Raw genomic sequence first — 23217 nt, 5'->3', positions numbered from 1 at the left:
GGATGGAGTACGAGAGATTGCGAGAGTCACTGCTTGAGTATGAGGACTGGGACGATGCTGCTCCCAAGGCCCAAGCTGAGCAGTTTCAAGCCCTGCTGGACCAACTGAATGCTCCAGGCACCCCTGCTGTCCTGCACCTGCTCAATCAGGCGGTGCAGTGCCTGGAGGAAGGTGAGGTGTACTGTGAGGTCGGCTGCGGGCAGGGAGAGACGCTCATAGGCGCTTTACTCGGTCAGCCTGAACGTTTTGCTTATGCGGTGGAGCAGAGCTTAGATGCAGAGAGGCTGGCCCAACTAGAGGAGAACCTGCATACCTTTGGTCTGTCTGAGCAAGTGGTGGTGTGCGCTCAGGAGTGTGAGGCCTTCTTTGCTGAGTTGGGCGAGACGGAAGTCGAGGACAAGATTGGGTTGTATGTGTACCGGGGAGAGCGGGACTACCGGTCACAATTGCTGGGGTTGCTCCTAGTGAGGCCGCACTTGGCAGCGAGAGCAGTGCTGGTGGTAGCAGGGAGTTATGACGAGACAGTACAGCAAGCCTGCTCTGATTTTCTCGCCACTCAGCCTCAGTGCCGTCCCATTGCTAACTTGCCTGCATTGGGAATCCAGTTGTTGGCTTGGGACGCTAATAGTACCTATCATTATGGTTGGAACGAGTTACAGGCGATGCATAAACCCTCTGTAATTCGGAGCCTGCGTGAGTTGCGGGCAGAACAAGAGAAAAACAGTCTGGAAACTTTACAGGTAGCAGCCCTAGCACTCCATCATCAAGGACGTCTTACAGAGGCAGAACAGCGATACAGACAAGTTCTACTCCGTCGAACAAATGATCCCCTAACCTGGATGAATTTAGGCATGCTCTACTACATGAAGGAGCAATATGGAGATGCCTTAAAAGCACTAGTCAAGTCTCGCTCGCTAGACTCATCAAGAGCTGTTCTTCACTATAATTTTGGTTTAGTTCTAGAAAAAATCAATGAGCCAGCTCAAGCTGCTTCAGCTTACGAGCAAGCAATTCTTCTCGATCCTAACTACATTGATGCCTATAATAACCTAGGCAATCTTTTGACTCAGTTGGGTAGCCTGGAACAAGCCGAGGCAGTTTGTAGGCGAGCAATCGAGGCCAATCCCAGTCACTTTGGCAGCTATCTCAATCTAGGCAACACTCTAATGAGGCGAGGGGATCTAGAGGGTGCTATTGCAATTTATTGGCAAACATTAAAGCTTAAACCCCGAACTCCTATTGTGTTGTACAACCTTGGTCTAGCTTATGAGGCCAAGCAAGATTACGCCCGAGCCTACCTAAATTTCGGTTACTCTTTCTATCGTTGCGGCGATTATGAGAAAGCTCTTGAGCAATATCGAAAATACTTAGAACTAGAGAGCGGCGATGAAAACTTCTATGGTGCTTTGATCACCTGCCTAACGGAACTTAATCGTGAGGAAGAAGCTCTGCAAGCAGTTCAAGAGGCTATGAATCTCTACCCGAATGATGCTGAATTTCATACTCAGCTCACCTGGGTATTAGGGGTTTTTGGACGGGCTCAGGAGGTTATCGCTGCGGCAGAAAACGGCCTTCGCCTATTTCCAAACAATATTGTTTTACAAATTCGAGAAAAGCTAACACTACCGATTCTCTACGATTCTCAAGAGGAGATCCAGGCTTACCGTCAACAGTTTGTTCAAGGCTTAGAAACTTTAGTTGAACAAGTTTCTTTACAAACACCTGAAGAACGACAGAATGCACTGGCGGGGGTTAATCAACACGTTAACTTTTATCTTCAATATCAAGGTTATAACGACCTAGAGCTGCAAATTCAATATGCACAATTCGTGCAGCGAATCATGGCTGCTAGCTACCCTGACTGGGTTAAACCACGAGCCATGCCAGTTGTAAAGCCGGGAGAAAAAATCCGGATTGGCTATGTCTCAAGCCATTTCCGCAGGCACACAGTTGCTAAGCTAATGCTAGGTTGGCTGGTTGAGCATACCAAGCAAGATTTCGAGATTTATTGTTATTACCTCGGCTCTAAAGTAGACGAGATGACTCAGCAGTTCCGCCTGCACAGCGATTTCTACCGCCATATCCCTGAGAATTTAGAGGCTGTCTGTGAACAGATCTTAGCTGACCAACTGCACATTCTAGTCTCTCTAGATATTGGCATGTTTCCACCAGCTACCCAGTTGGCAAGTTTACGTCTTGCACCTATACAATGTACGACTTGGGGGCATCCAATTACCTCGGGCTCATCAGCGATCGATTACTTTCTGTCTAGTGATTTAATGGAGCCTGAGAATGCCCAAGAACACTACTCAGAGAAATTGGTCGGACTACGTAATATTGGAATTAGCTACAGAAAACCAAACGTGCTTGAGTTAACTAAAACTCGTGCTGATTTTAAATTGCGTAGCGACGCCATTGTCTATCTTTCCTGTCAATCTCTCTTCAAATATTTACCTCAATATGACTTTGTTTTTACTGAGATTGCCCGTCGCTTGCCTCAAGCTCAATTTGCCTTTCTATCCAATCCTAAAGTACGAATAACAGAGCAGTTTAAACAGCGCCTCAAACGTGCTTTTGCTACGGCTGGGCTTGACAGTGCAGAATATTGTGTAGTTCTGCCCCAGCAAGACCAGCGCAGCTATCTAGAACTAAATTTAGTGAGCGATGTTTTTCTAGACACCTTCGGTTGGTCTGGTGGTAACACCACCCTGGAAGCAATTCCTTGCGGCCTCCCTGTCGTGACCTGTCCTAGTGAATTTATGCGGGGCCGGCATACTTATGGGATCCTGCGGGCCTTGGGGGTGACTGAGACAATCGCCCAGAACGAGTCGGAGTATATTGAGATCGCTGTGCGTTTGGGAACAGAGCCAACTTGGCGCCACGAGGTAGTACAACGGATGCAAAGCCGTTTAGGCAACTTGTATGAAGATAAAACCTGTATAGAAGCGTTGGAGGCATTCTACCAAAAGGTTGTTCATGAAAGATTAGTAGACTCAGCAACGAAGTGAGCCAGGGCTACACTCACTTGCCTTAACGTGTTTTGCCAATCGTTAGGCTGAGCCTGCCGAAATAGTTGCACGGTGGGGTACCAGGGGCTGGTATTTCCTTCCAGCAGCCAGCGCCAGTCCGGAACAAAGGGTAACAAGATCCAGGTTGGCTTACCCATTGCTCCAGCCAAATGAGCAACAGAGGTGTCTACGGAGATAACCAGATCCAAATGGGATATCGCGAAAGCAGTATCAGCTAGATCTTGAAAGTCCGAGCCCAGATCTACAATTAAATTCTGTTCCTGAAAAGGTTTAATTTGTTCAACTTCAGGCCCCTTCTGAAGAGAAAAAAAGCTTGTTCCGGGACTTTGAAGTAAAGTCTCAAACTCCGCCAGCGCACAAGACCGTTTAGGATCTGGTATGGGCGAACTGGCCCACACTAGGCCCACCTTCAAGTTAGAAGAGGCGTCGTCCAGTACGTTTACCTCAAAATTCGGCTGGTTAGGTGGTTGGAGATAGGGAACGGTATTAGGCACAGAATCAAGTTGCGTGCCGAAAATCCTTGGTAGACTCAACAGCGGCACATAAACATCAAATTTTGGTAGCGGCTCGTAGTGAATATAAACCTCATCAACTCCATTACTAGAGCGCATTAGTCTGCCAAGCGGGGGATGGCACTCAAGAACGACTGTTCCTCCATAGTTCTTAACCATTGGGGCGTAGCGAATAAATTGAATGGCATCTCCAAGCCCTTGCTCCGCCAATAACAGAATTTTTTTGCCTTCGAGCGAAGACCCATCCCAAAGAGGCTGTTCAAACCTTGGAACTGGAGTTGAAAATTGGGGATCCTTCCATCGCCATTCATACTCTGACCATCCCTGATCAAAGTTGCCTATTAACAGTTGCATCATGCCTAGATAGGAATGGGCCTCAGCGCATTCGTAATCAGCCCGAAGGGCAGATTGATAACTACTAATAGCTTCTTCAATCCTCTTTTGGTCTTTCCGTAACCGGCCAATGTTCAGGTAGGTCTTTGTATCGTTAGAGTCAAATTGCAAAACTTTTTCATAGTAAGCCATTGCTTCGTCAAGCTTTCCTTGCTCCTGGAGCGCAATACCCAAATTGTTATAAAGCCCCGTAAAGATAGGCTCTATTTGCAAGCCTTTTTGATAAAGATGAATGGCCTCATCTAACTGACCCCGTTTCTGTAGGATCATACCTAGATTGTTATAGGTTTCTGCACTGTTGGGATCAAGCTGAAGAGCTCTTTCGTAGAGGTCAATCGCTTCATCAAGCTTTTGCTGGTTTTGCAGGGCTAATCCTAGGTTGTAGTATCGCTGGGAAACATAAGTCTTGATAGGTAGCGTATTTTGAACCCCAACTGCCAACTCAGAATAAGCAAAACAGGAATCGATAAATTCGAAAACAGCAGGATGGTAGGAATTGAAATCAAGAAGTTGTTCTAGGACTTGAAGTAGCAAGTTTCGGTCAATTCCATTGGCTTGGGCAGATTGAATAGATTGACTCGTATCCACCAAAATACTTGCATCATCTAGAAGCAATGTCTCCATCTGGATTGCCAGCAAAACCAGGTGCAAAAGATTGTTGCTGTCTTCTGGCGCGAGTTGCTGCATGTGCTGACGAACCAGCCAAGCAATCTCAGGTTCAGCAATGCTCTCCTGTCGTTCGGCCTCAACTGTCAGAATCTGAAGCAGCTCCGTTGACCAAACCTCAACCTGTTCCGGCTCAGCCTCCAGCAATACTGAAAACCACACAGATTGTGCTTCCTCCTCCTGCCCTTGAAGTAGCAACATCAAGCCCAGATGCCAGTAGTTAGATACCTGGTCCGGCTCAACTTCAATGCATTGCTCATAAAGCGTGGCAGCTTGCTGGTACTTACCCTCGTAAAGGTATTCAGTGGCCTGCTGTTGCCAAGCGATGGAGTTCATGGAACACAAGATAGATTTGCAACTGCAAAAAACGGCAAGGCGATCTCTACTGCCTTACCGCTTTATCATACCAATTAACAAATAAACAGAGCAGCAAGGTGGTTGTCACCTTGCTGCTCTAGTAAGCCCTATGATCAATCCAGATTATTGAATCGCCTTGGTGCCAGTTCCACAAGCCACATTGTTCGCGGTTGTGTTAACGGTCGTAGCGCTAAAGACACTGTTGAGGTTGGTAGTCCCTAAAGCAGTTGTACCTGCAGATGCAGCTTCGCATAGTACCGCCGTATTGGTAGCATCTTGACCAGCCAGTTGAGTCATCTGTACAGCTCCAATGTAAGACTTAACGGCAGCTTCCTTACTAGTCCCTAATTGAAGGCTACCAGCAGGACCATTTTGACCCGCTAAAATAGAGTAGGTGTAGTAGGTAGTGTTGGAGTTGATGCCAATAGCAAGGGTAGTGATGTCAGGAGCAAAGGCTGTATTCTCCAAGCGATAGGCTTGTTGAGCACGGTTCATAGAACCAGTGTAGGTCCTAGCTTCAGACTGACGAGCCCGGTTAGCTTGGTTTAGGAAAGAAGGCAGAGCAATAGCGGACAAAATACCGATGATGATAATAACCACCAACAGTTCAATTAGAGTGAAGCCTTGCTCCCGATTCTTCTTAACAACGTTCAGCAGGAATTTAGCTTTGGTTAGAGCGTTCATCGAGGTCTCCTTGCGATTATCTATGTAATCAGTGTGTAGTTATTAAGGGAAGGCCCAGCTCTTTTTAGTGAACTAAGTCTCACCGCTCTTTCTACAACTTACCCACTCTCTTCTGACTAACGATCATCTCAGCTGTATTTTTTTTGCTGATTTTGTAAAGGCTTATCCGCTTACTTAGATATACGGAATTGCTATAAGGCTTTAATAGAACGTACATAGATATACGTAAGTAATTACTGAACTCCTAAGCCTATAGCCTAAGTATTACGGATAAAACTAAGCTTTAAGACCAACGTAGTCTTAACTCTGAGACCCTCTAAGAGTTAGAGAACACCCATAGAAAAAGCCCCTGTTAGCAGGGGCTCTCGAAAAAATTTGAAGAGATCTGAGAGTTCGGAGCTTACACAGCAGGTTCGTTTTCCTGAACCTCGTCACCTTGGCCACCAACCGTAAGCCGTAAGCCAGTACCAAAGTCCTCGCTGTAGGCCTCCTCACCATGCTGGTCGACATCGAGGACCTGATCCTCAATATCAGGTCTGACTCGCAGATCACCCAGGACTGCCTTGAGGATGTAGAAAATCGCAACGGTGACCAAGGCAGCTAGGCCGTAAGTGATCAGCACCCGCGTAGCTGCAGCAGAATCTGGCCGGGATTACCCGCTAGCAATCCATCCCCACCAGCGTCATTCACCGCTTTAGTCGCGAAAACTCCGGTCAGAAGGGCACCGACAGTGCCACCAGTACCATGTACAGGGAAGACATCCAATGAGTCATCGAACTGCAGCTTCGCCCGTAGAGCAACTGCGAAGAAGCAAACTAACGCCGTGATTGAGCCGATTAGCAGTGCCCCGATCGGCGTCACGAAGCCAGCTGCGGGGTAACACCGACTAGACCCGCTACAGCTCTACCGATGCCAACAGCAGTTGGCTTGCCCCGCGGTACCCATTCCACAATTGCCCAAGTCAGAGCTGCACCCGCTGTAGCAGTATTAGTCGCAACGAAAGCTACGGTAGCCAGACTGCCGGAGGCAAGAGCACTACCCGCATTGAAACCAAACTAGCCAAACCACAGCAGCCCCACCCCTAACAAAACAAAGGGCACGTTGTGCGGAATCGTTGGTTGCCGCATGAAAGTCTTACGCGGTCTCAGCAGAGCAGCCAGAACCAAGGCTGAAACACCAGAGCTGATGTGGACTACCGTGCCTCCCGCAAAGTCCAAAGCTCCAAAGCCACCGTACAGGCCGATGTGACCACCCCTAGCCCAGACCATGTGGGCAACTGGACAGTAAACGAACGTAGACCAGAGCAGAACGAATCAGAAGTAAGCCTTAAAGCTCATCCGCTCGGCAACGGCCCCTGAAATTAGTGCAGGCGTAATGATCGCAAACATCGCCTGGTAGATCATGAAAGCCTGGTGCGAAGGAAAGGCTATAGCCCCACAAAACCCAGCTGACTCCCACGAGCCCCATTAACAGAATGCTCATCATCATTGTGTTGAGCATGTTGCGGGAGCAGACGAGCCCGCCATAAAAGAACGCCAATCCCGGCGTCATCAACAGCACTAGGGCTGCACAGATTCAGCATGAAAGCTGTGTCTGCACTAACCTGAGCTGCTGCCGCTGCATGTACTGCCGTTTGCACAGGATCAACTGGGGAACTTTGAGCCCAAGCAGTATTGGCAGGGAGCAGCAGAATTGCGCCTAAGGCTGCTGCCACGATCCACGAAAGTCTTTTGAAGACTAAACCCTCAACTTCATAACAACAATGGGTGTTTCAACTGACGCACCGGAGCCGTTACCCCTGGATAGATCCCATCCCAAAGGTGGCTGTGGCTTCTCATTGTGGTCTGACAATGAGAGCAGATGCTGATTCAGATCAAAATTGTGATTTCCGTCTTGTTTTCTAGGCTACAGTTTTAAGTCTTCACACTTAAGAAAATGTGAGGCTCTATGAAGGCAGCGGAAGGCAGCGGCTTTAGTTGGGTCTGGCTGGACTATTGGGAGGCTGTTAGCAAGATGAGCAAGTTTGGCAGCTTTTGACTGGCTCCCCAGCCAACCCATAACTCAGCACCCAAATCTCAGTAGAGCTTTACGCCACTATTATTCGAGCTTTTACTAAGTTGTATTGCTTGGCTAGCTGGGGAAGATCATGCCCAAGCTATTAATACTGGGATTGAGCGCTCCATCTCCCATAGCAGTTCGCAACTCGCCAACGACTAGCAGCAGTGATGACAGCGAACACGGAGCTTTAAAAGTTGTGCAAAAAAATTGGTCAGAACTGTAAACAGGCTGAGTTTCTTAGGCAGCAAGCTCTTCAGCCGTCAACATCAGCAAACTGACGGCTTCGTTTAGCCCATTCAGCCATTTAGCTGATCTCTCTAGCTAACCTCTACCCTTAGACTGATGTCATCGCTTCAGGAAAAGTTCTAGACGAACTGGACCTGAGATTAACTCTAGGGCCGGGTCTCCGGTGACTACCTAAAGCTGCTACCAGAGCGAAAGCTCCGGCGCTCACCTTCAGAAGCTGGCTTCCAGCGATTACCTTAGGGCTGTTTTACAGCGACCATGTGCGTTTGTTAACGAGGTACTCGTCTTACCTGGTTGAGCAAGTCAGAAGTGGTGTTCCCGCACCTTTTACTACCTGCCATACTCTTCAAGATGCGATTCCAAATCTTGAAGAGTTTTGGTTTTTGGGCACTAAATTAGCACGCTAAAAGGTGGCTTCTTACGAGCTACTTACAAGAGGTCATCACATTTCGTCTTGAGCAAGTGCAGCTTCCTCTAAAACTGCATCGGCTGCACCAGGGAGAGCCGCAATCAAAGCGTCGAGTACTTTGCTAACTGGAATAAGCTTGAGGCCAAAATCTTGCAGCACAGGACCTTTGGGCACGATGGCCCGTTTGAAGCCAAGTTTAGCGGCCTCTTTCAAGCGCAACTCCATCTGAGAAACAGAGCGTACCTGACCACCCAGTCCTACCTCGCCGATTAGTATGGTTCGAGGATCAACAATGCGGTCGCGAAAACTAGCGGCCACCGCAACGGCAACCCCTAAATCTGCAGCAGGTTCGTTGACGACAAGACCTCCAGCAGAAGCAACGTAGGCATCCAATTTCGAAAGCGGAATGCCGACCCGTTTCTCTAACACTGCCAGGATTTGCAAGAAACGATTGTTCTCAATGCCTGTTGGCGTGCGACGAGGAGAGCTGTAGCTAGTAGGGCTCACGAGAGCCTGAAACTCAACCACAATTGGACGTGTTCCCTCACAGGCAACGATGGTGGCTGTGCCAGGGGATGGCTCATCTCGGTTACCCAAGAACAGCTCTGAGGGATTCAGGACCTCTAGCAAGCCACGGTCTGCCATTTCAAAAATGCCGATTTCGTGGGTCGCACCAAAGCGATTCTTGACCGAACGCAGTAGCCGGTGAGTCTGAAAACGGTCACCCTCGAAATAAAGCACAGTATCAACCAGGTGTTCAAGAACCTTGGGACCAGCGATGGCCCCCTCTTTCGTGACATGGCCGACGATGAATAGGGTAATGCCTTCGCGTTTGGCAAGTCGCATCAAGGCGCTAGTACACTCACGCACTTGAGAGACAGAGCCTGGTGCTGAGGTGAGATTGGGAAAGAAGACAGCCTGGATACTATCGATGATTGCCACCTGCGGTCGCAGTTGCTCCAATTCCTGAAGGATCGCTTCAAGATCAGTCTCGGGTAGCAGATATAACTGGTCTGAGGGAGGAGCCTCTAACCGCTGCGCCCGTAACTTGACTTGCTGGGCTGATTCCTCGGCACAGACGTAGAGTGTCCGGGAGTGATGGGACAACTGCTGAGCCGTCTGAAGCAGCAGCGTTGACTTGCCAATGCCCGGTTCACCACCAATGAGCACTAACGAGCCAGGCACAATACCCCCCCCAAGCACCCGATCCAGCTCTCCATACCCCGAGGGAAAACGGGTTTGGTCGTGGTCGGCCACTTGGGGTAATGTTAGAGCGGCGCGAGGTTGAGCTGGCCCTTTAGGACGAGCGCGGCGGGCTTGTTGGTGAAGACCTGGAGCCGAACCACCGGCGCTGGTACTAGCGGAGTTAACCTGCTCAGTTAGGGTATTCCAGGCTCCACAATCTGAACAACGGCCTATCCACTGGGGAAACTCAGCAGCACACTGGCTGCAAACGAACTGAACGCGGGATTTGGGCACAGAGATCAAAAGGGCGAAGGGGGCTGCTAGGGGGCATCAAGGCCTCTTCTCTATTGTGCCAAGCCCCATAGCAGTCTCCTGTCCCTCTTAGCTTAGGAGCAATCTAGGATTGCAGAACCACCCAACCGCCTTGCTCTAGAATTTCGTCGATGCGCTCCTCAGAGTTGCTGGACAAGGCTCTTTCAGTCGCTTCTCGGGCTAAATGCAGAGCGTTGTAGAGGTCTTGAGTCATCGCTAGCCCATCAGCCTGAACTGCCTTCGAGGCTTGCTCGTAACTGAGATAGGCGTTTGATTCGCCATACTTTGACCGCAAGTTCAGCCGCTCAACTGGCTCCCCGTCTTTGAACAGTCCCTCTGCTTTGGCAACGATCATTTCGTTTCTCCTACTTGTATCGGTATTCACACTGATACCGAGGCTTGCAGGCCACTTCAACCGCCACACGACAGAGGTTATCGCCTCTCAGCTAGAGCAACGGCTGAGACGCTGTCTGGCGACGAACTACGTCTCCTTGCTCCAGAGCTTTGATCAGGCGGTCAAGACTATGCAAATCAACCGGTGTATATTTCTGGTGACTGAGGAGATCGTTAATGCGCCACTCTGCCCAGTCGGAAAGCTGCTGAGTTGACAGCGCTTTTGAGACGATGTAGTGAATATTAATCATCCGATTGAAGTGAGAAGATTTTATACTCCTCAAGTTCTCTGAAACGGGTTGCGAAGGTCATCTACCCTACGGTTGAATGTATCGTAGGCGACTCACTAAGTCTTAGCAAAGCTTGGGTTCGTCTTGGACTTGTGAGTGACCGACCTTTTGAGAGACTAGTGCAGCTGTCTCAGTGAGGAGTTTAGAAGTTAGAGATTAAAAGCAAGCGTGAAGTTATAAGCTGAAATAATTGCAAAGGCATAAGTGACCCAATTAGGCTTGCCAACCAATAGATCGACTAGCACAAAGCAGCCAATCACTAGAGAGATCCAATGATTCAGATTCATGAGGGCTAAACCAGGCATTGAGGCATTGAGTTGCGGTCGCTGATTCTATTCTCGAATATAGTTTTAAGATTCTGCTTTTGCCTCAGTCCGTATAGATAGATCTGCATCCTTGCAGGTTTGAAAGGATACGTGGCTTGATGCACTCTGGTTGGGCCAGAAGCAGCCCAAATTGGCAATGTGGGCAATAATGGTGCCGTAACTTGAGGCTAATCTGAGGTGGATCTTGTTTGTCAATTACATCACGCTCATGCTCGTCAACCTGGTAGCTGGGCTATCTCTTCTAGCTCTCTACGTGTATCAGGGTCTCGATAGTCCTGACCAAAAGCGTTGGGTTCCAGGTTTCGGTATAAGTGGAGCCATTGCACTGGTCACAGGTTTGCACATGATCTGGACTTGGCCAGTCACAGGTAGTTACAACATCGCTTATGGCGAAACCTCTGTTATGTTCGGCATGCTATTTATCGGAGCGTCCATTGCCTTAGCTAACGGGTGGGACCTGTTTACAGTAGCGGTTTATGCCTTTTTTGCTGGTCTAGTTTCAATCCTAGTTGGTCTACGCATTATTAATCTAGGCTTAACGCAAAGACCTTTAGTGGCAGGCATTGGTTTCATTTTGACAGGTTTGGCTGGGGTCTGCTCGGCGCCAGCGCTTTATCTAAAGAACAACAGAGCTTTAAGGCTAACAGGTGTGGCTGTATTAGTAATCGCTGCTTTAATTTGGGCCTTTACTGGAGCCTTAGCCTACTGGGGACACTTAGCAAATTACTCGGAATGGAAACCTGTACCAATGCGGTAAAAAACTGTATAGAGCCTTTTCCAGTGCTGCATTAGAGCTAGAGCGAAGAAGCAAGAATAGGTCTATCCCATAGGCCTTACTCCCGGCTATAAAGCGCACCCAAGGCTGCAGGAACTCCCGTCATCTTCTCCGCCCGACGCATAGAGATAACGAGCACGAGCAGTGTGAACACATAGGGTGCCATTCCCAGTAGAAAGGGAGAGATGCCAATGCCTACAGCCTGCACCCGTTGGGTAAAAGCCAGAACACCACCAAACAGATAGGACCCTAACACGGCTCGCAGGGGATCCCAGGCAGCGAAAATGACCAGTGCTACGGCAATCCAGCCATTGCCAGCCGACATGCCATCGACCCAGTTGCCAGCCAACACTAGCGAGAGATAGGCTCCACCCACACCGGCCAGAGCCCCACCCAGTAGGACAGCCACAAAACGCAAGCGGTCTACGGGTAGGCCCATGGCATCAGCGGCCTCCGGGCTCTCACCCACCATGCGTAGACTCAAGCCGAAGTGAGTTTTGTAAAGCAGAAACCAAATGACGGGCACCAATAAATAGGTGAAGTAGACCAACCCGTTGTGCTCAAACAGAACCGTTCCTAGAACTGGGATTTTTGACAGCACTGGCAAGGCAATGGGGTGCAGTGTTTCAACCTGCCTACCGTTGAAAGGGCGACCAATAAAGGCACTCACACCCAAACCAAAGATGGTCACTGCAATCCCACTGCCGACTTGATTTGCCCGTAAGGGCACGCACAGTAGAGCATGAATCGCAGAAATCGCAAGGCCTGCTAAAGCAGCAGCAACCAGCCCTACTAGCACCGTTCCCGTTTGTGCAGTGGCGATGAACCCTACCGCCGCACCCATCACCATTGCCCCTTCCACCCCCAGATTAAGGATGCCGGAGCGCTCTGCCAGCACTTCCCCTAGACCCGCGAGCAGGACTGGTGTACCAGAGCGGACTGCGCCTGAGAGCACCGAGATCCAGAAGGTTGACGATAAAAGACCTTGTGCATCTGCGCTCATGCTGCGGCTCCAGGGGACTGAGGGGCTGTGGACGACAAAGGCTCAGGTTGGGCAGGAATGTGATCGAGCACCCGCCGTTGCAACCACCATTCGCTACCCAGGATGAAGAAAAACACCACGCCCTGCACAATGTTCACGGTTGCCTGCGGTAAGCCCAGGGAAATTTGAAGCACGTCCCCACCCAGCAACAGACCGCCGACCAACACGGCGTAGGCCGGAATGGCTAGCTCGTTGTGTCGGGCCAGCCAAGCCACCAGGAAACCTGTATAGCCAAACCCGGGTGATATGCCAGGGCGCAGGCGACCCTGAATCGCGGCAACCTCACCGCCACCAGCCCAACCAGCAATGCCGCCAGCTACAGCCATGACTAGCAACACGGTCCAGTTGACGTTGAAACCGGCATAGCGACCCACCTTAGGGTTGTCTCCAATCATGCGAATGCGATAGCCCCAGACGGTGAAGCGCAGCACCAGAAACAGCGTCAAGCCTGCCAGCAAGCCCAGCACCAGGCCAAGGTGAATGCGGGTGCCCGGAATCATTGGGAAGCGAGAGACAGTCGCAAAGGCCGCTGTGAGCACAAAATTGCCGCTACTCTGGTCACGCCAAGGTCCAAATACAAAGTAGTTGGACAGGTTGATTGCCACAAAATTCAGCATCAGCGTGGAAATGGTTTCATTGACTCGAAACCAAACCCGCAAAGCCCCTGGAATAAAGCCCCACAAAGCACCTCCTAGAAAGCTGCAAACCACGACTGAAACCAGCGGTAGAGTTCCAGGCAGGTGCTGAAAGTAGCGGTCAGCTGCCGTTGCACAAATCGCACCTAAATACAGCTGGCCCTCTGCGCCAACGTTGAACAAACCTAAGCGGGCTGGCAGAGCTACAGCGCAGGCACATAGCAACACCGGAATGGCCACGACCAGGGTTTCCGAGAAGCCAAACCAGTCCCCGAAAGCTGCCTTGTACATCTCGCCGTAGGCCGCCAAAGGATCCTTGCCCAGCATCAGCAAGAATAGGGCCACCAGTACCAGAGCCGCCACAATCGAGGCCAGCGTCAGAACGAGTAAGACGACCGGCTTAAGGGCAGGAAAGCGCTGTAGCAAGCTGTTCATGGAACAGCACTCTCGATTTTGGGCTGGACCTCGGCGGTTGCTTGTCCGGCCATCAACGGCCCAATCACGGACTTGCCAGCCCTTGGCGGCACAATACCCATTAGCTTGCCATCGTAGAGGACCGCGATCCAGTCGCAGAGCTTGAGCAACTCATCGAGGTCTTCCGAAACCAGCAAAACCGCTCCCCCACGGTCCCGTTGCGCTAGAAGCTCCGTATGAATGGCAGCTGTAGCGGCAATATCCAGACCAACAGTCGGATGAGCAGCAATGAGCAGATCCGGCTCCTGCCACAACTCACGCGCCATGACCAATTTTTGCAAGTTGCCCCCAGAAAGATGACGAGCTAGAGAGTCAGGGGATGGAGAGCGCACGTCAAACAAAGAAACGGGCTCCCGCGTGCTCCGCCGAATCGCTCGCCAGTTCAAGCAGCCTGCCATCGCGTACGGCTTACGCTGATGACGGCGCAAAATCAGGTTTGCAGCAATGCCTTGGTTGGGAGCCATGCCATTGTGCAATGGGTCTTCGGGAACGTAGGCCATACCCAGACGAACCCGACGGTTAGGCGTTGCATGGGTGAGATTAGCGTCTCGGAGCCAAACCTGACCGGCTGCTGGTGCAATAATCCCAGCTAAAGCTTCAGCCAACTCGCGCTGCCCGTTGCCAGCAACCCCAGCAATTCCCAGCACCTCGCCACCGTGCAGTTCAAACGAGACGTCGCGGACGGCCATTTGTGTACCGTGGGCCAGTGTGCCCTTCACGTACAGGTTCTGCACCCGCAGAATGGGCTGAGCAGAGCGTTGGGGAGCGGGGGCAACGGTGTTGGTAGCCAGTTGGTCCGCAACTTCAGAGCCGACCATCAAGCGGGAGAGTTCGGTCTGTTTAATCTCTGAAGTATTGCAGTGGGCCACGATCTCGCCACGCCGGAGAACACTCACCCGATCCGAGCAGCGCAGCACCTCGTTGAGCTTGTGAGACACAAATAATAGCGCTTTACCTTGCTCGGCCAGTTGCCGCAAGGTTTGCAGCAGCACATCTACCTCAGGCGGCGAGAGCACAGAAGTTGGCTCATCCAGGATCAAGACTTCTGCACCCCGGTAGAGCAACTTGAGGATCTCGACCCGCTGCCGCTCGCCCATTGAGAGGTCTTTGATCCGGGCTTTGGGATCCAGTTGTAGATGGTAACGCTCGATGAGAGTGCGAAGTTGAGCCTCAACGCGCTTTAAGTTCAATTGATCCAGCCAAGAGCCCTGCCCCACAATCGTGTTTTCAGCCACCGTGAGGGAGGGACACAGCGAAAAGTGCTGGAACACCATGCCAACGCCTGCAGCTTGAGCATCGCGTGGCGAGTGGAAGTGAACGGGCTTACCTGCCAGGCGGGTTTCACCGCCATCCGCTCGGTAAAATCCGTAGAGAATCTTCATGAGGGTGCTTTTGCCTGCCCCGTTTTCCCCGACTAAGGCATGGATCTCGCCAGCATACAGATCCAAATCCACATTGCGGTTGGCCCAGAAATTGCCGAAGTGCTTACAAATACCTCGCAATTGCACCAGAGGGGAGTCGTTGCTGGCTAGGGTCATGGTGCTCGTCTTTTGGCTCCGGGACTCTCAACAGATAGCGGGCCAACCGCTAAAGCTGTAGATTAGTCCTGCCTTGAACTCAGGATTTGTAACCTAAGTTACCGGAGCTTGAGACGCCGCACCGGCAGGCTAACCAAGAGAGCGCCTATTGCCTCGGCAGCTGTACTGGTCAGGCGGTACACCGCAACTACGGTCAATACGATGGCGCTGCCAAAACGATCACCTACAAGTAACACCATGGCGCTCTCGAATACGCCGATACCAGCGGGAGGACCGGGCACCACAAACCCAATCACCCAGGCCAGACTAAAGGCACCCAAAATGCCAGGGAAGGTTGCTAACGGCGCTGGTGTAAAGGCTAAAAAGCCAGCGTACATGCCCAGCCCGCGAATAACCACAAACGCCAGGGTGCCGAGATAGGCAGGCAACAGTGAAGACCGGAGGGCTACAGGTTCGCGAGTAGACGGCTCATCGCTTTTACGCAGCTTGCTCAGCAGCCCTAGGCCACGATTCAGAACAGCTGGATTTAGGCTCAGGCCACCTAGAACAGCAACCCCCACCAAGGCCAAGCCCTGGAGTGGTCCCAGATTGGTTTGCGCGCCACCCAGGAATAAGCCAAACCCTAGCACTGAGGCAATAATCGCTAATTGCACCGACTCGATCAGTACGCTAACCAGAATTGTGCCTCGCCCAATGCCCACCTTCTCTCCGGCCAGAATACGCCCATAGAAGTGCCAGACCTTGCCGGGGGTGTATTTGGCGATGTTGGTTTGTAGATAGACCCGAACCGACCAGGCTCCGGAGACTCTAGCACCCAGTGCCCGTAGGGCTGCTCCCCAAGCTAAGCCGTTGCAAGCGTGACCCAGCAGAGTCAGGCCGGTTGAGACGAGCAGCCAACCAATATTGATTTTGGTGAGGTCAATTTCGTCAAGTTCGGACCAGCGACTTAATAGGGTCCAGGCTAAGAAGGCCAAGGTTATGACCATCACCGCCAGCTTCAGCAGTGGCTTAAAGGCGGGAGCTTTAGTCAACGATTGCCCAGCTTTGATCAGTTTCTGCATACCACTCCCGAAGTCTGGCTCCATCCGAGCTTACCCATACAGCTTCCGCCAACCTAAAGTCAGATCCGACAAAGTCCACGGAACTGAAGAATCTAGAAGGCGACACAGGCGGTCAGTTCTCCAGCTAGACTCGTTAAGACAGGTACTCTGGAGAAATCAGCGTGGAGTCGCGCTACAACCCCGCCGCAATTGAACCGAAGTGGCAGCAAGTCTGGACTGAGCAAAAGCTAGACGAGACTTCGAATGTGCGCGACCTGCCCAAGTTTTATGCGCTCTCAATGTTCCCCTATCCCTCGGGGAACCTGCACATGGGGCATGTGCGTAACTACACCATTACCGATGTAATTGCTCGAGTCCACCGGATGCGAGGCTACCGGGTACTGCATCCGATGGGTTGGGATGCTTTTGGCCTGCCTGCTGAGAACGCAGCCATCGACCGGGGTGTCCCCCCCTCAAAGTGGACCTACGAAAATATTGACAATATGCGGGCCCAGCTCCAGCGCTTAGGGCTGTCCTACGACTGGAAGCGCGAGGTTGCCACTTGCTCACCCGAGTACTATCGCTGGACGCAGTGGTTGTTCTTGCAATTTCTAAAAGCGGGCTTAGCCTACCAAAGAGAAGCCACAGTCAATTGGGATCCAATTGACCAAACGGTACTCGCTAACGAGCAGGTCGATAGCGAGGGCAAATCCTGGCGCTCAGGTGCTTTGGTTGAGAAGCGCTTGTTGCGGCAGTGGTTCCTCAAGATTACTGACTACGCTGAGCAGCTACTCAACGATTTAGACAAGCTGTCGGGCTGGCCTGAGCGGGTCAAGCTGATGCAAGAGCACTGGATCGGTCGGTCGGTTGGGGCTCACTTAGAGTTTCCCATTATGGGTTCAGACCAAAAGATCGCCGTGTTCACCACTCGGCCAGATACGGTCTATGGCGTGACTTATGTAGTCCTAGCCCCTGAGCACCCCTTGACCTTGCAAGTCACGACGCCTGAGCAAAAAGCTGCAGTCGAGCAGTTCATTGCTGAGGTCAGTGCCGAGAGCGAGATCGAGCGTACCGCCGAAGATAAACCCAAGCGAGGCATTCCCACGGGTGGTGAGGCGATCAATCCCTTCACAGGCGAGAAGATTCCCATCCTGATTGCTGATTATGTGCTTTACGAGTACGGCACAGGGGCAGTGATGGGGGTGCCAGCGCACGACGTGCGGGACTTCGAGTTCGCTACCAAGAAGGGCTTGCCGATCAAGGTGGTCATTACGCCGGATGGAGAACCCATTCAGGAATTAGAAGCGGCCTACACCGAGCCGGGCAAGTTGATAAACTCTGGTCCCTTTGACGGCCTCGATTCAGCCACTGCCAAAACCCGCATTATTGAACACGCCCAAACCAAGGGCTGGGGCAAGGCTCAGATCCAGTACCGTCTGCGGGACTGGTTGATTTCGCGTCAGCGCTATTGGGGGGCGCCGATTCCTGTGATCCACTGCCAACAGTGCGGGGTCGTGCCGGTGCCAGAAGACCAGTTGCCGGTGAAGTTGCCGGACAGTGTAGAGTTCAGCGGACGAGGTCCCTCTCCCCTGGCTAAGCTCGAATATTGGGTGGAAGTACCTTGTCCAACGTGTGGGGCAGCTGCGCGACGAGAAACAGACACGATGGACACGTTCATCGATTCGTCCTGGTATTTCTTGCGCTATCCAGACGCTCGCAACGACCAACAAGCGTTTGATCCAGCCAAGACAAATGACTGGATGCCCGTAGACCAGTACGTTGGCGGCATTGAGCACGCGATCTTACACCTGCTCTACTCGCGCTTCTTTACCAAGTTCTTGCGCGATCAGGGCTTGCTCAAATTTGATGAGCCCTTCTCTCGCTTGCTGACTCAGGGCATGGTGCAGGGCATGACCTACAAGAACACCAACACTGGCAAGTACGTCCCTACTTTCCAAATTGCGGATCTCAATGATCCCCGCGATCCAGAAACGGGAGAGAAACTGGAGGTCTTCTATGAGAAGATGTCCAAGTCGAAGTACAACGGTGTGGATCCGGAGCAAGTACTTGCCAAGTACGGGGCTGACACGGCGCGGATGTTTATTCTGTTCAAAGCACCACCAGAAAAAGATCTGGAATGGGACGATGCCGATGTAGAAGGCCAGTTTCGCTTCCTCAATCGAGTGTGGCGACTGGTGACAGAGTTTGTGGGCACAGAAGTCGCTTCAGCACCCGAAAGCTTCAGCAAAGCGGAAAAAGATCTGCGCCGCGCCATTCACACGGCAATCAAAGAAGCCACTGAGGATATGCAGCAGGGCTATCAGTTTAATACGGCGATTTCAGAGTTCATGAAACTCAGCAATGCCCTAAACGACTTTGCTGACAAAACTGCTTCGGTTTACGCGGAAGGCGTCACCACTCTAGTCAAATTGTTGGCCCCTTTTGCCCCCCACATTGCTGAGGAACTCTGGCATTTGCTGGGCAACACGAACTCAATTCATCACCAATCTTGGCCTGGAGTTGATGTTTCGGCTCTGGCAGTTGATGAGGTCACATTGGTCATTCAAATCAACAGCAAAAACCGGGGCACGATCCAGATTCCATCCGGCCTAGATAAGGCAGCGCAGGAGCAACAGGCTCGTGCCTCTGAAGCTGCTCAGAAACACCTTGAGGGCAAGGAGATCAAGAAAGTGGTCGTTGTGCCCAATAAGCTGGTGAATTTTGTGGTCGGGTAAACCCCGACCTGAGCGCACTAGTCATTAAGGAGAATATCTGTGGGATAGGCAAGCCATAGCTCTATCCCACGGTTTTTGGTCTGACCTTAATTCAGGTTTTTAACACTAACGCTAGGGCTGCTCAGATGTGCAGGCGCGGCATCGAGTTGCTGCGATGGGAATGCTTTCTAGGCAATAGGGGCAATCTTTGGCTGAAGGAGGAGCTGCCGTCTCGCCTCGTTTGAACTTTGCCAGAGTACGAATAACGAAGAACAGAACCAGCGCAATAATTATAAAGTCAACAACAGAACCTAAGAAAGCACCAATTTTAATTTCAGGTGGAATAGTAAATTCTCGCCAGTCTCCACCGGGAATAAGTGGGTTGATGCTCGGCATGACGACATCAGCAACAAAGGAGCTGACAATTTTGCCGAAAGCACCGCCAATAATAACCGCAATAGCCAAATCAACGACATTGCCTTTGAGTGCAAAATCCTGAAACTCTCTTAAGAAACCAACAGTTGCAGTTCTGCCCCTTCTAAAAGTCGTCATAGTGTCTGTTTAATTGTTTGGTCAAAGGATGGTAGGCATTTTACTACCTAGCTTGTTTAATAGGAGCCTACCACTCCCCCTTCAAGACAAGCGAATCTGTCTGTTAAGTTCTCCTAACTTCTCAAAGTGTGGCTATGCCTTAACAAGCAAGTGTTTTTTGCTCACTCTGGGTCATTAAGCCCATTAGTTGCATCCATAATTGCATCCACACCTAATGCCCAACAAAGATTCCTTCAAAGGAATCTTGAGAACACAGGCAGTGCAACTGCTCGCTTAACTTGAGGCATTCGGGGCATTCGAGGCAATTGGGGTATGGATATTTCAGAATCCTCAACCAGTGACCCGGTTGAGGATTCTGCAGATCAAAAGAACTCGAAATAAGAAGAGCTAGAACTGCCGCAGGAAGCGCAAGTCACTGGTGTAGAGGCGACGGATGTCATCTATTTCGTGTAGGACCATAGCCAGTCGCTCTAGACCCAAGCCAGCGGCAAAGCCAGTAACCTGCTCCGGGTCATAGCCCACCACCTTCAGAACATTGGGGTCAACCATGCCACAGCCCATCACCTCTAACCAGCGGCCCTTCCACTCCACGTCCACCTCAGCCGAGGGTTCGGTGAAAGGAAAGTAGCTGGCACGGAAGCGGATCGGGCGCTCGCCAAAAATCTCTTCGAGAAAGGTTTTAACCGTGCCCTTCAGGTCTGTGAAAGTTAGCCCTTCATCAACAGCAAGGATTTCAACCTGATGGAAAATCGCTGAGTGGGTGGCATCAACAGTATCTCGGCGGTAGGTACGACCAGGCAGAACCACCCGAAGCGGCGGCTCATTCTCCTCCATGTAGTGAATCTGCATGGCCGAGGTCTGTGTCCGCAGCAGGTGGCCGTCGGATAAGTAGAACGTGTCCTGCATATCCCGTGCTGGGTGGTCGGCAGGGGTATTCAGTGCCTCGAAGTTGTAGTAATCCGTCTCAATTTCTGGACCCGCCGCCACCGTGTAGCCCAAGCCCACGAAGATATCAAGGATGCGATCCAGGGTGCTATTGAGGGGATGAAGCTGACCTTGGGGTCGGTAAGGACCCGGCATAGTGACATCTAGAGTTTCAGCTTCCAGCTGAGCCTGAACTTGCGCCTGCTCTAAGCTAGTGCGGCGTTGTTCTAGAGCTGCCTGAACGGCCTCCTTAACATCATTGGCGAGGGCACCAATGCGAGGACGTTCCTCAGCGGAAAGTTTGCCCATGCCACCAAGCACAGCGGAAAGCTGACCCTTTTTACCCAGGTAGCTAACTCGCAGTTGCTCCAATTGATCAAGAGAACTAGCTTGCTCCACGGCATCCAGGGCACCGGCACGGAGTGCCTGTAACTGAGCGTCGAGGCTAAGAGGGGCAGAGGTCATGGGAGGACACGGACGAGTAGCAAGTCTTCTCTAGCTAGTATGACGCGAATCCTGGATGTTCTGGCAGGGAAGACCTGCAACTCAGTCCTTCCCTGAGCTATTCGCCGCTATTGAGGCGAATAGCCTGACAGTTCAGGCGATGTCTTCTTCGCAGCAGACCAACATAACTGACCCTATCGATGCTCGGGCCCTGGCCATGCCTGAGCTATCTCCCCAAACCAAACAACCGGAGGCTCATGAGTATCACAAACTAGAAATTACCACTATTGAGGTTTGTTACTAAAACGCGCTGAAACAGGTGTAACGATAGATATAAACCTAGCTGGTTCAGTAAATACGCTCAGTTGTCTCAATGACTCACAGGCAATTGATACAGAAGTTGGTCAAAAAGCTAAAACAGAGTGCGCAGAAACTGCTGAAGACTGTGGCTTTGCGCTGATCCAGAAGGCACTTCTACCATCCCAGCAATGGCTTAATACTTAATCAAGATTCTAAGCATAAACAATTGAGCTGGGTATTTATACAATTTTTCTGCAAAAAATTAGGTGTTTGCTGGACCGTGGGTTACGAAGCTGGCCATTATTCCCAACATAGGGAGAGACATTACAGACAGATCGCAAGTTGGTTTTGCGAAAGTTTACGCCCGCATTCTTCTGACAAGAAAGAACACAGTTCGAAATACTTTGTAGGGAAAGAATTTTGGAAACTCCGTAGAAGCATCGGTGTGATTCTTCTCATTAACTTACTACGATTCAAACGTAGCTTAGCTGATTGCACTAAACGCTTTGAAACCTGACTTAGCCAGGTAAACGCTTTATCAACAGAAGCAAGGCTCAATAAATCTGAGGACCTAAGGATCTACGAGCATGGTTAACATTAATGCACTGACAACGGTGCTGCAAAACTTCGTCAGCAGTACACCTGATATTCAAGGCTCAATTCTAGTTTCACCCGATGGCCTCTCTCTAGCTGCTGCTCTGCCTGGCGGTATGGATGAGGAGCGAACCTCCGCTATGTCTGCTGCCATGCTCTCCTTGGGTGAGCGCATCTGTGCAGAACTGGCTCGTGGAGAAATTGACCGAGTGTTTGTGCAAGGGGAGAAGGGCTACGGCATTCTGGTCGGGTGCAATGCGGATGCAGTACTGCTAGTGCTGGCTAGTGCAGCTGCTAAGCAGGGATTGGTCTTTTTAGAAATCAAGCGGGTTGTTGGAGAAATTACGGCTCTGCTCGGCTAGATAAAGCGACATTTCTCTATTCCATCCCATTTCAACTGACGTCACTGAAGTTTCTTGATCTACTAGTCGGCTAAGGCGCCACCAAGGATTTACTATGTCCATTGATGCTCAAACTCTATTGATTGCACTGAAGACCCGCACTGGTTTCTCTGCCGACCATCAGGCTCTTCTGAAGGAGAACACCGATTGGGCTCTGGCCCTCGCTCCCGATATGGCCAACCATTTTTATGAATATCTGGGTCGGGATCCCGAGATGAATTCAGTTCTAAACAAGAAAGAAGGCTCGATGCATCGTCTGCACAGCACCTTTGTTCAGTGGTTCCATGAAATGTTCACTGGCATGGACAACTGGGGAGAGGCCTATGCTGAGCGTCGTTGGCGTGTAGGCTTAGTCCATGTGCAGATTGGCATTGGCCCTCAGCATGTTGTGCCTGCTATGGCTATCGTTGTCCAAGAGTTCGGCAAGCGTTTGCTGCAAGCTGAGAAGCCAGAAGCACTTCGCGAAGCCTTAGGAACCATTGCCATGATCGACCTAGCGTTCATCGAACAGGCCTACATGGAAGTGGCTTATAACGCAGTTCAGAAAGAAACAGGTTGGACAGAAGGTCTGTTCAAGCGTTTGGTCTCTACTGGTGCGTCTACCCTATAGAACCTAACCTGACACTCTTCATGGGTTGGGAAGCCTCTTAGTTTTTATCTACCGTAATCGCTACTAAAACCAGAGGTAGCCTTGATAGCCCATGCATTCCTAGGAATTTTTAGGAACGCATGGGCTATCAAAATATGAGTCATCAAACTGTCAGCGTGCCACTTCGATTTCAGACATAAACAACAAGTCTGTAGTTTATTTTGCAGTACGCAGGCCAGCAATAATTTGAAACAACTCGGCTTGTTCAAAACCCTAAAACTCCGTAAAAGCATCGGGGCAGAGGCTCCTATGGGTCTTCTAGAATTTCAATGGAG

20 protein-coding genes and 1 pseudogene are annotated in these 23217 nt (G+C 51.0%); 6 read left to right on the top strand and 15 right to left on the bottom strand.

The features are described 5' to 3' along the window. The first annotated feature begins 2 nt into the window (after positions 1 to 2). Entirely contained in the window at positions 3 to 3008 is a 3006-nt protein-coding gene (locus H6F94_RS19425; RefSeq protein WP_190803865.1) for an O-linked N-acetylglucosamine transferase family protein, read from the top strand. On the opposite strand, the gene H6F94_RS19420 is transcribed toward H6F94_RS19425, so the two are convergent. The 9 genes and pseudogenes from H6F94_RS19420 to H6F94_RS19390 form a co-directional block, all read right to left on the bottom strand. Continuing rightward, entirely contained in the window at positions 2975 to 4936 is a 1962-nt protein-coding gene (locus H6F94_RS19420) for a tetratricopeptide repeat protein (protein ID WP_190803864.1), read from the bottom strand. The two genes, H6F94_RS19425 and H6F94_RS19420, sit on opposite strands and share 34 nt — an antisense overlap. 144 nt (positions 4937 to 5080) lie before the next feature. After that, on the bottom strand, positions 5081 to 5641 hold the full coding sequence (locus tag H6F94_RS19415; RefSeq protein ID WP_190803863.1) for a type IV pilin-like G/H family protein: 561 nt from the start codon (positions 5639 to 5641) through the stop codon (positions 5081 to 5083). A 400-nt stretch (positions 5642 to 6041) separates the two neighbouring features. Then, on the bottom strand, positions 6042 to 6263 hold the full coding sequence (locus H6F94_RS33035; RefSeq protein WP_313949332.1) for a hypothetical protein: 222 nt from the start codon (positions 6261 to 6263) through the stop codon (positions 6042 to 6044). Further along, positions 6257 to 7180: pseudogene (locus tag H6F94_RS19410) on the bottom strand (ammonium transporter). Before H6F94_RS19410 ends, H6F94_RS33035 begins: the two are co-directional and overlap by 7 nt. After that, positions 7068 to 7355, bottom strand: a complete 288-nt coding sequence (locus H6F94_RS33310) for a hypothetical protein (protein WP_313949335.1) — start codon at positions 7353 to 7355, stop codon at positions 7068 to 7070. Before H6F94_RS33310 ends, H6F94_RS19410 begins: the two are co-directional and overlap by 113 nt. A 1032-nt stretch (positions 7356 to 8387) precedes the next feature. After that, entirely contained in the window at positions 8388 to 9833 is a 1446-nt protein-coding gene (radA, locus tag H6F94_RS19405) for a DNA repair protein RadA (protein ID WP_190803862.1), read from the bottom strand. A gap of 103 nt (positions 9834 to 9936) precedes the next feature. Beyond that, positions 9937 to 10206 carry a hypothetical protein gene (locus H6F94_RS19400; protein ID WP_190803861.1) on the bottom strand — a complete coding sequence of 90 codons (270 nt, stop codon included), beginning with the start codon at positions 10204 to 10206 and terminating at the stop codon, positions 9937 to 9939. A gap of 91 nt (positions 10207 to 10297) precedes the next feature. Then, positions 10298 to 10495: a hypothetical protein gene (locus H6F94_RS19395; protein WP_190803860.1), complete on the bottom strand. Its 198-nt coding sequence runs from the start codon at positions 10493 to 10495 to the stop codon at positions 10298 to 10300. A 188-nt stretch (positions 10496 to 10683) separates the two neighbouring features. Beyond that, positions 10684 to 10821, bottom strand: a complete 138-nt coding sequence (locus H6F94_RS19390; RefSeq protein ID WP_190803859.1) for a hypothetical protein — start codon at positions 10819 to 10821, stop codon at positions 10684 to 10686. 223 nt (positions 10822 to 11044) lie between these two features. On the opposite strand from H6F94_RS19390, the gene H6F94_RS19385 reads away from it, so the two are divergent. Then, complete coding sequence (locus H6F94_RS19385; protein WP_190803858.1) at positions 11045 to 11617, top strand: DUF981 family protein; 573 nt, start codon at positions 11045 to 11047, stop codon at positions 11615 to 11617. 76 nt (positions 11618 to 11693) lie between these two features. On the opposite strand, the gene H6F94_RS19380 is transcribed toward H6F94_RS19385, so the two are convergent. From H6F94_RS19380 to H6F94_RS19365, 4 genes are all read right to left on the bottom strand, one after another. Further along, a complete protein-coding gene (locus tag H6F94_RS19380; RefSeq protein ID WP_190803857.1) occupies positions 11694 to 12638 on the bottom strand; it encodes an ABC transporter permease in 945 nt (314 codons plus the stop codon). Then, positions 12635 to 13747 carry an ABC transporter permease gene (locus tag H6F94_RS19375; protein ID WP_190803856.1) on the bottom strand — a complete coding sequence of 371 codons (1113 nt, stop codon included), beginning with the start codon at positions 13745 to 13747 and terminating at the stop codon, positions 12635 to 12637. Before H6F94_RS19375 ends, H6F94_RS19380 begins: the two co-directional genes overlap by 4 nt. Continuing rightward, positions 13744 to 15324 carry an ABC transporter ATP-binding protein gene (locus H6F94_RS19370; RefSeq protein WP_190803855.1) on the bottom strand — a complete coding sequence of 527 codons (1581 nt, stop codon included), beginning with the start codon at positions 15322 to 15324 and terminating at the stop codon, positions 13744 to 13746. Before H6F94_RS19370 ends, H6F94_RS19375 begins: the two co-directional genes overlap by 4 nt. A gap of 98 nt (positions 15325 to 15422) precedes the next feature. Then, positions 15423 to 16385, bottom strand: a complete 963-nt coding sequence (locus tag H6F94_RS19365) for a lysylphosphatidylglycerol synthase transmembrane domain-containing protein (protein WP_190803854.1) — start codon at positions 16383 to 16385, stop codon at positions 15423 to 15425. A 161-nt stretch (positions 16386 to 16546) separates the two neighbouring features. On the opposite strand from H6F94_RS19365, the gene leuS reads away from it, so the two are divergent. After that, on the top strand, positions 16547 to 19099 hold the full coding sequence (leuS, locus tag H6F94_RS19360; RefSeq protein WP_190803853.1) for a leucine--tRNA ligase: 2553 nt from the start codon (positions 16547 to 16549) through the stop codon (positions 19097 to 19099). Between the two features lie 111 nt (positions 19100 to 19210). Here the strand turns inward: leuS and mscL are convergent, their stop codons facing one another. Together mscL and pheS are read right to left on the bottom strand one after the other, a co-directional pair. Further along, positions 19211 to 19630, bottom strand: coding sequence for a large conductance mechanosensitive channel protein MscL (gene mscL, locus H6F94_RS19355; protein ID WP_190803852.1), 420 nt, complete (start codon positions 19628 to 19630; stop codon positions 19211 to 19213). 387 nt (positions 19631 to 20017) lie between these two features. Next, on the bottom strand, positions 20018 to 21019 hold the full coding sequence (pheS, locus tag H6F94_RS19350; protein WP_190803851.1) for a phenylalanine--tRNA ligase subunit alpha: 1002 nt from the start codon (positions 21017 to 21019) through the stop codon (positions 20018 to 20020). 55 nt (positions 21020 to 21074) lie between these two features. Here pheS and H6F94_RS19345 point away from each other — a divergent pair, with 55 nt between their 5' ends. From H6F94_RS19345 to H6F94_RS19335, 3 genes are all read left to right on the top strand, one after another. Beyond that, positions 21075 to 21302, top strand: a complete 228-nt coding sequence (locus tag H6F94_RS19345) for a hypothetical protein (protein WP_190803850.1) — start codon at positions 21075 to 21077, stop codon at positions 21300 to 21302. 583 nt (positions 21303 to 21885) lie between these two features. Further along, positions 21886 to 22254: a roadblock/LC7 domain-containing protein gene (locus H6F94_RS19340; RefSeq protein ID WP_190803849.1), complete on the top strand. Its 369-nt coding sequence runs from the start codon at positions 21886 to 21888 to the stop codon at positions 22252 to 22254. Between the two features lie 94 nt (positions 22255 to 22348). Further along, positions 22349 to 22903, top strand: coding sequence for a protoglobin domain-containing protein (locus tag H6F94_RS19335; protein ID WP_190803848.1), 555 nt, complete (start codon positions 22349 to 22351; stop codon positions 22901 to 22903). Positions 22904 to 23217 lie beyond the last annotated feature (314 nt).

This window comes from Leptolyngbya sp. FACHB-261, from assembly GCF_014696065.1.
GTDB lineage: Bacteria > Cyanobacteriota > Cyanobacteriia > FACHB-261 > FACHB-261 > FACHB-261.
Note: the sequence above shows the minus strand (reverse complement) of the source record. Positions and strands in the feature narration are given on the sequence as shown.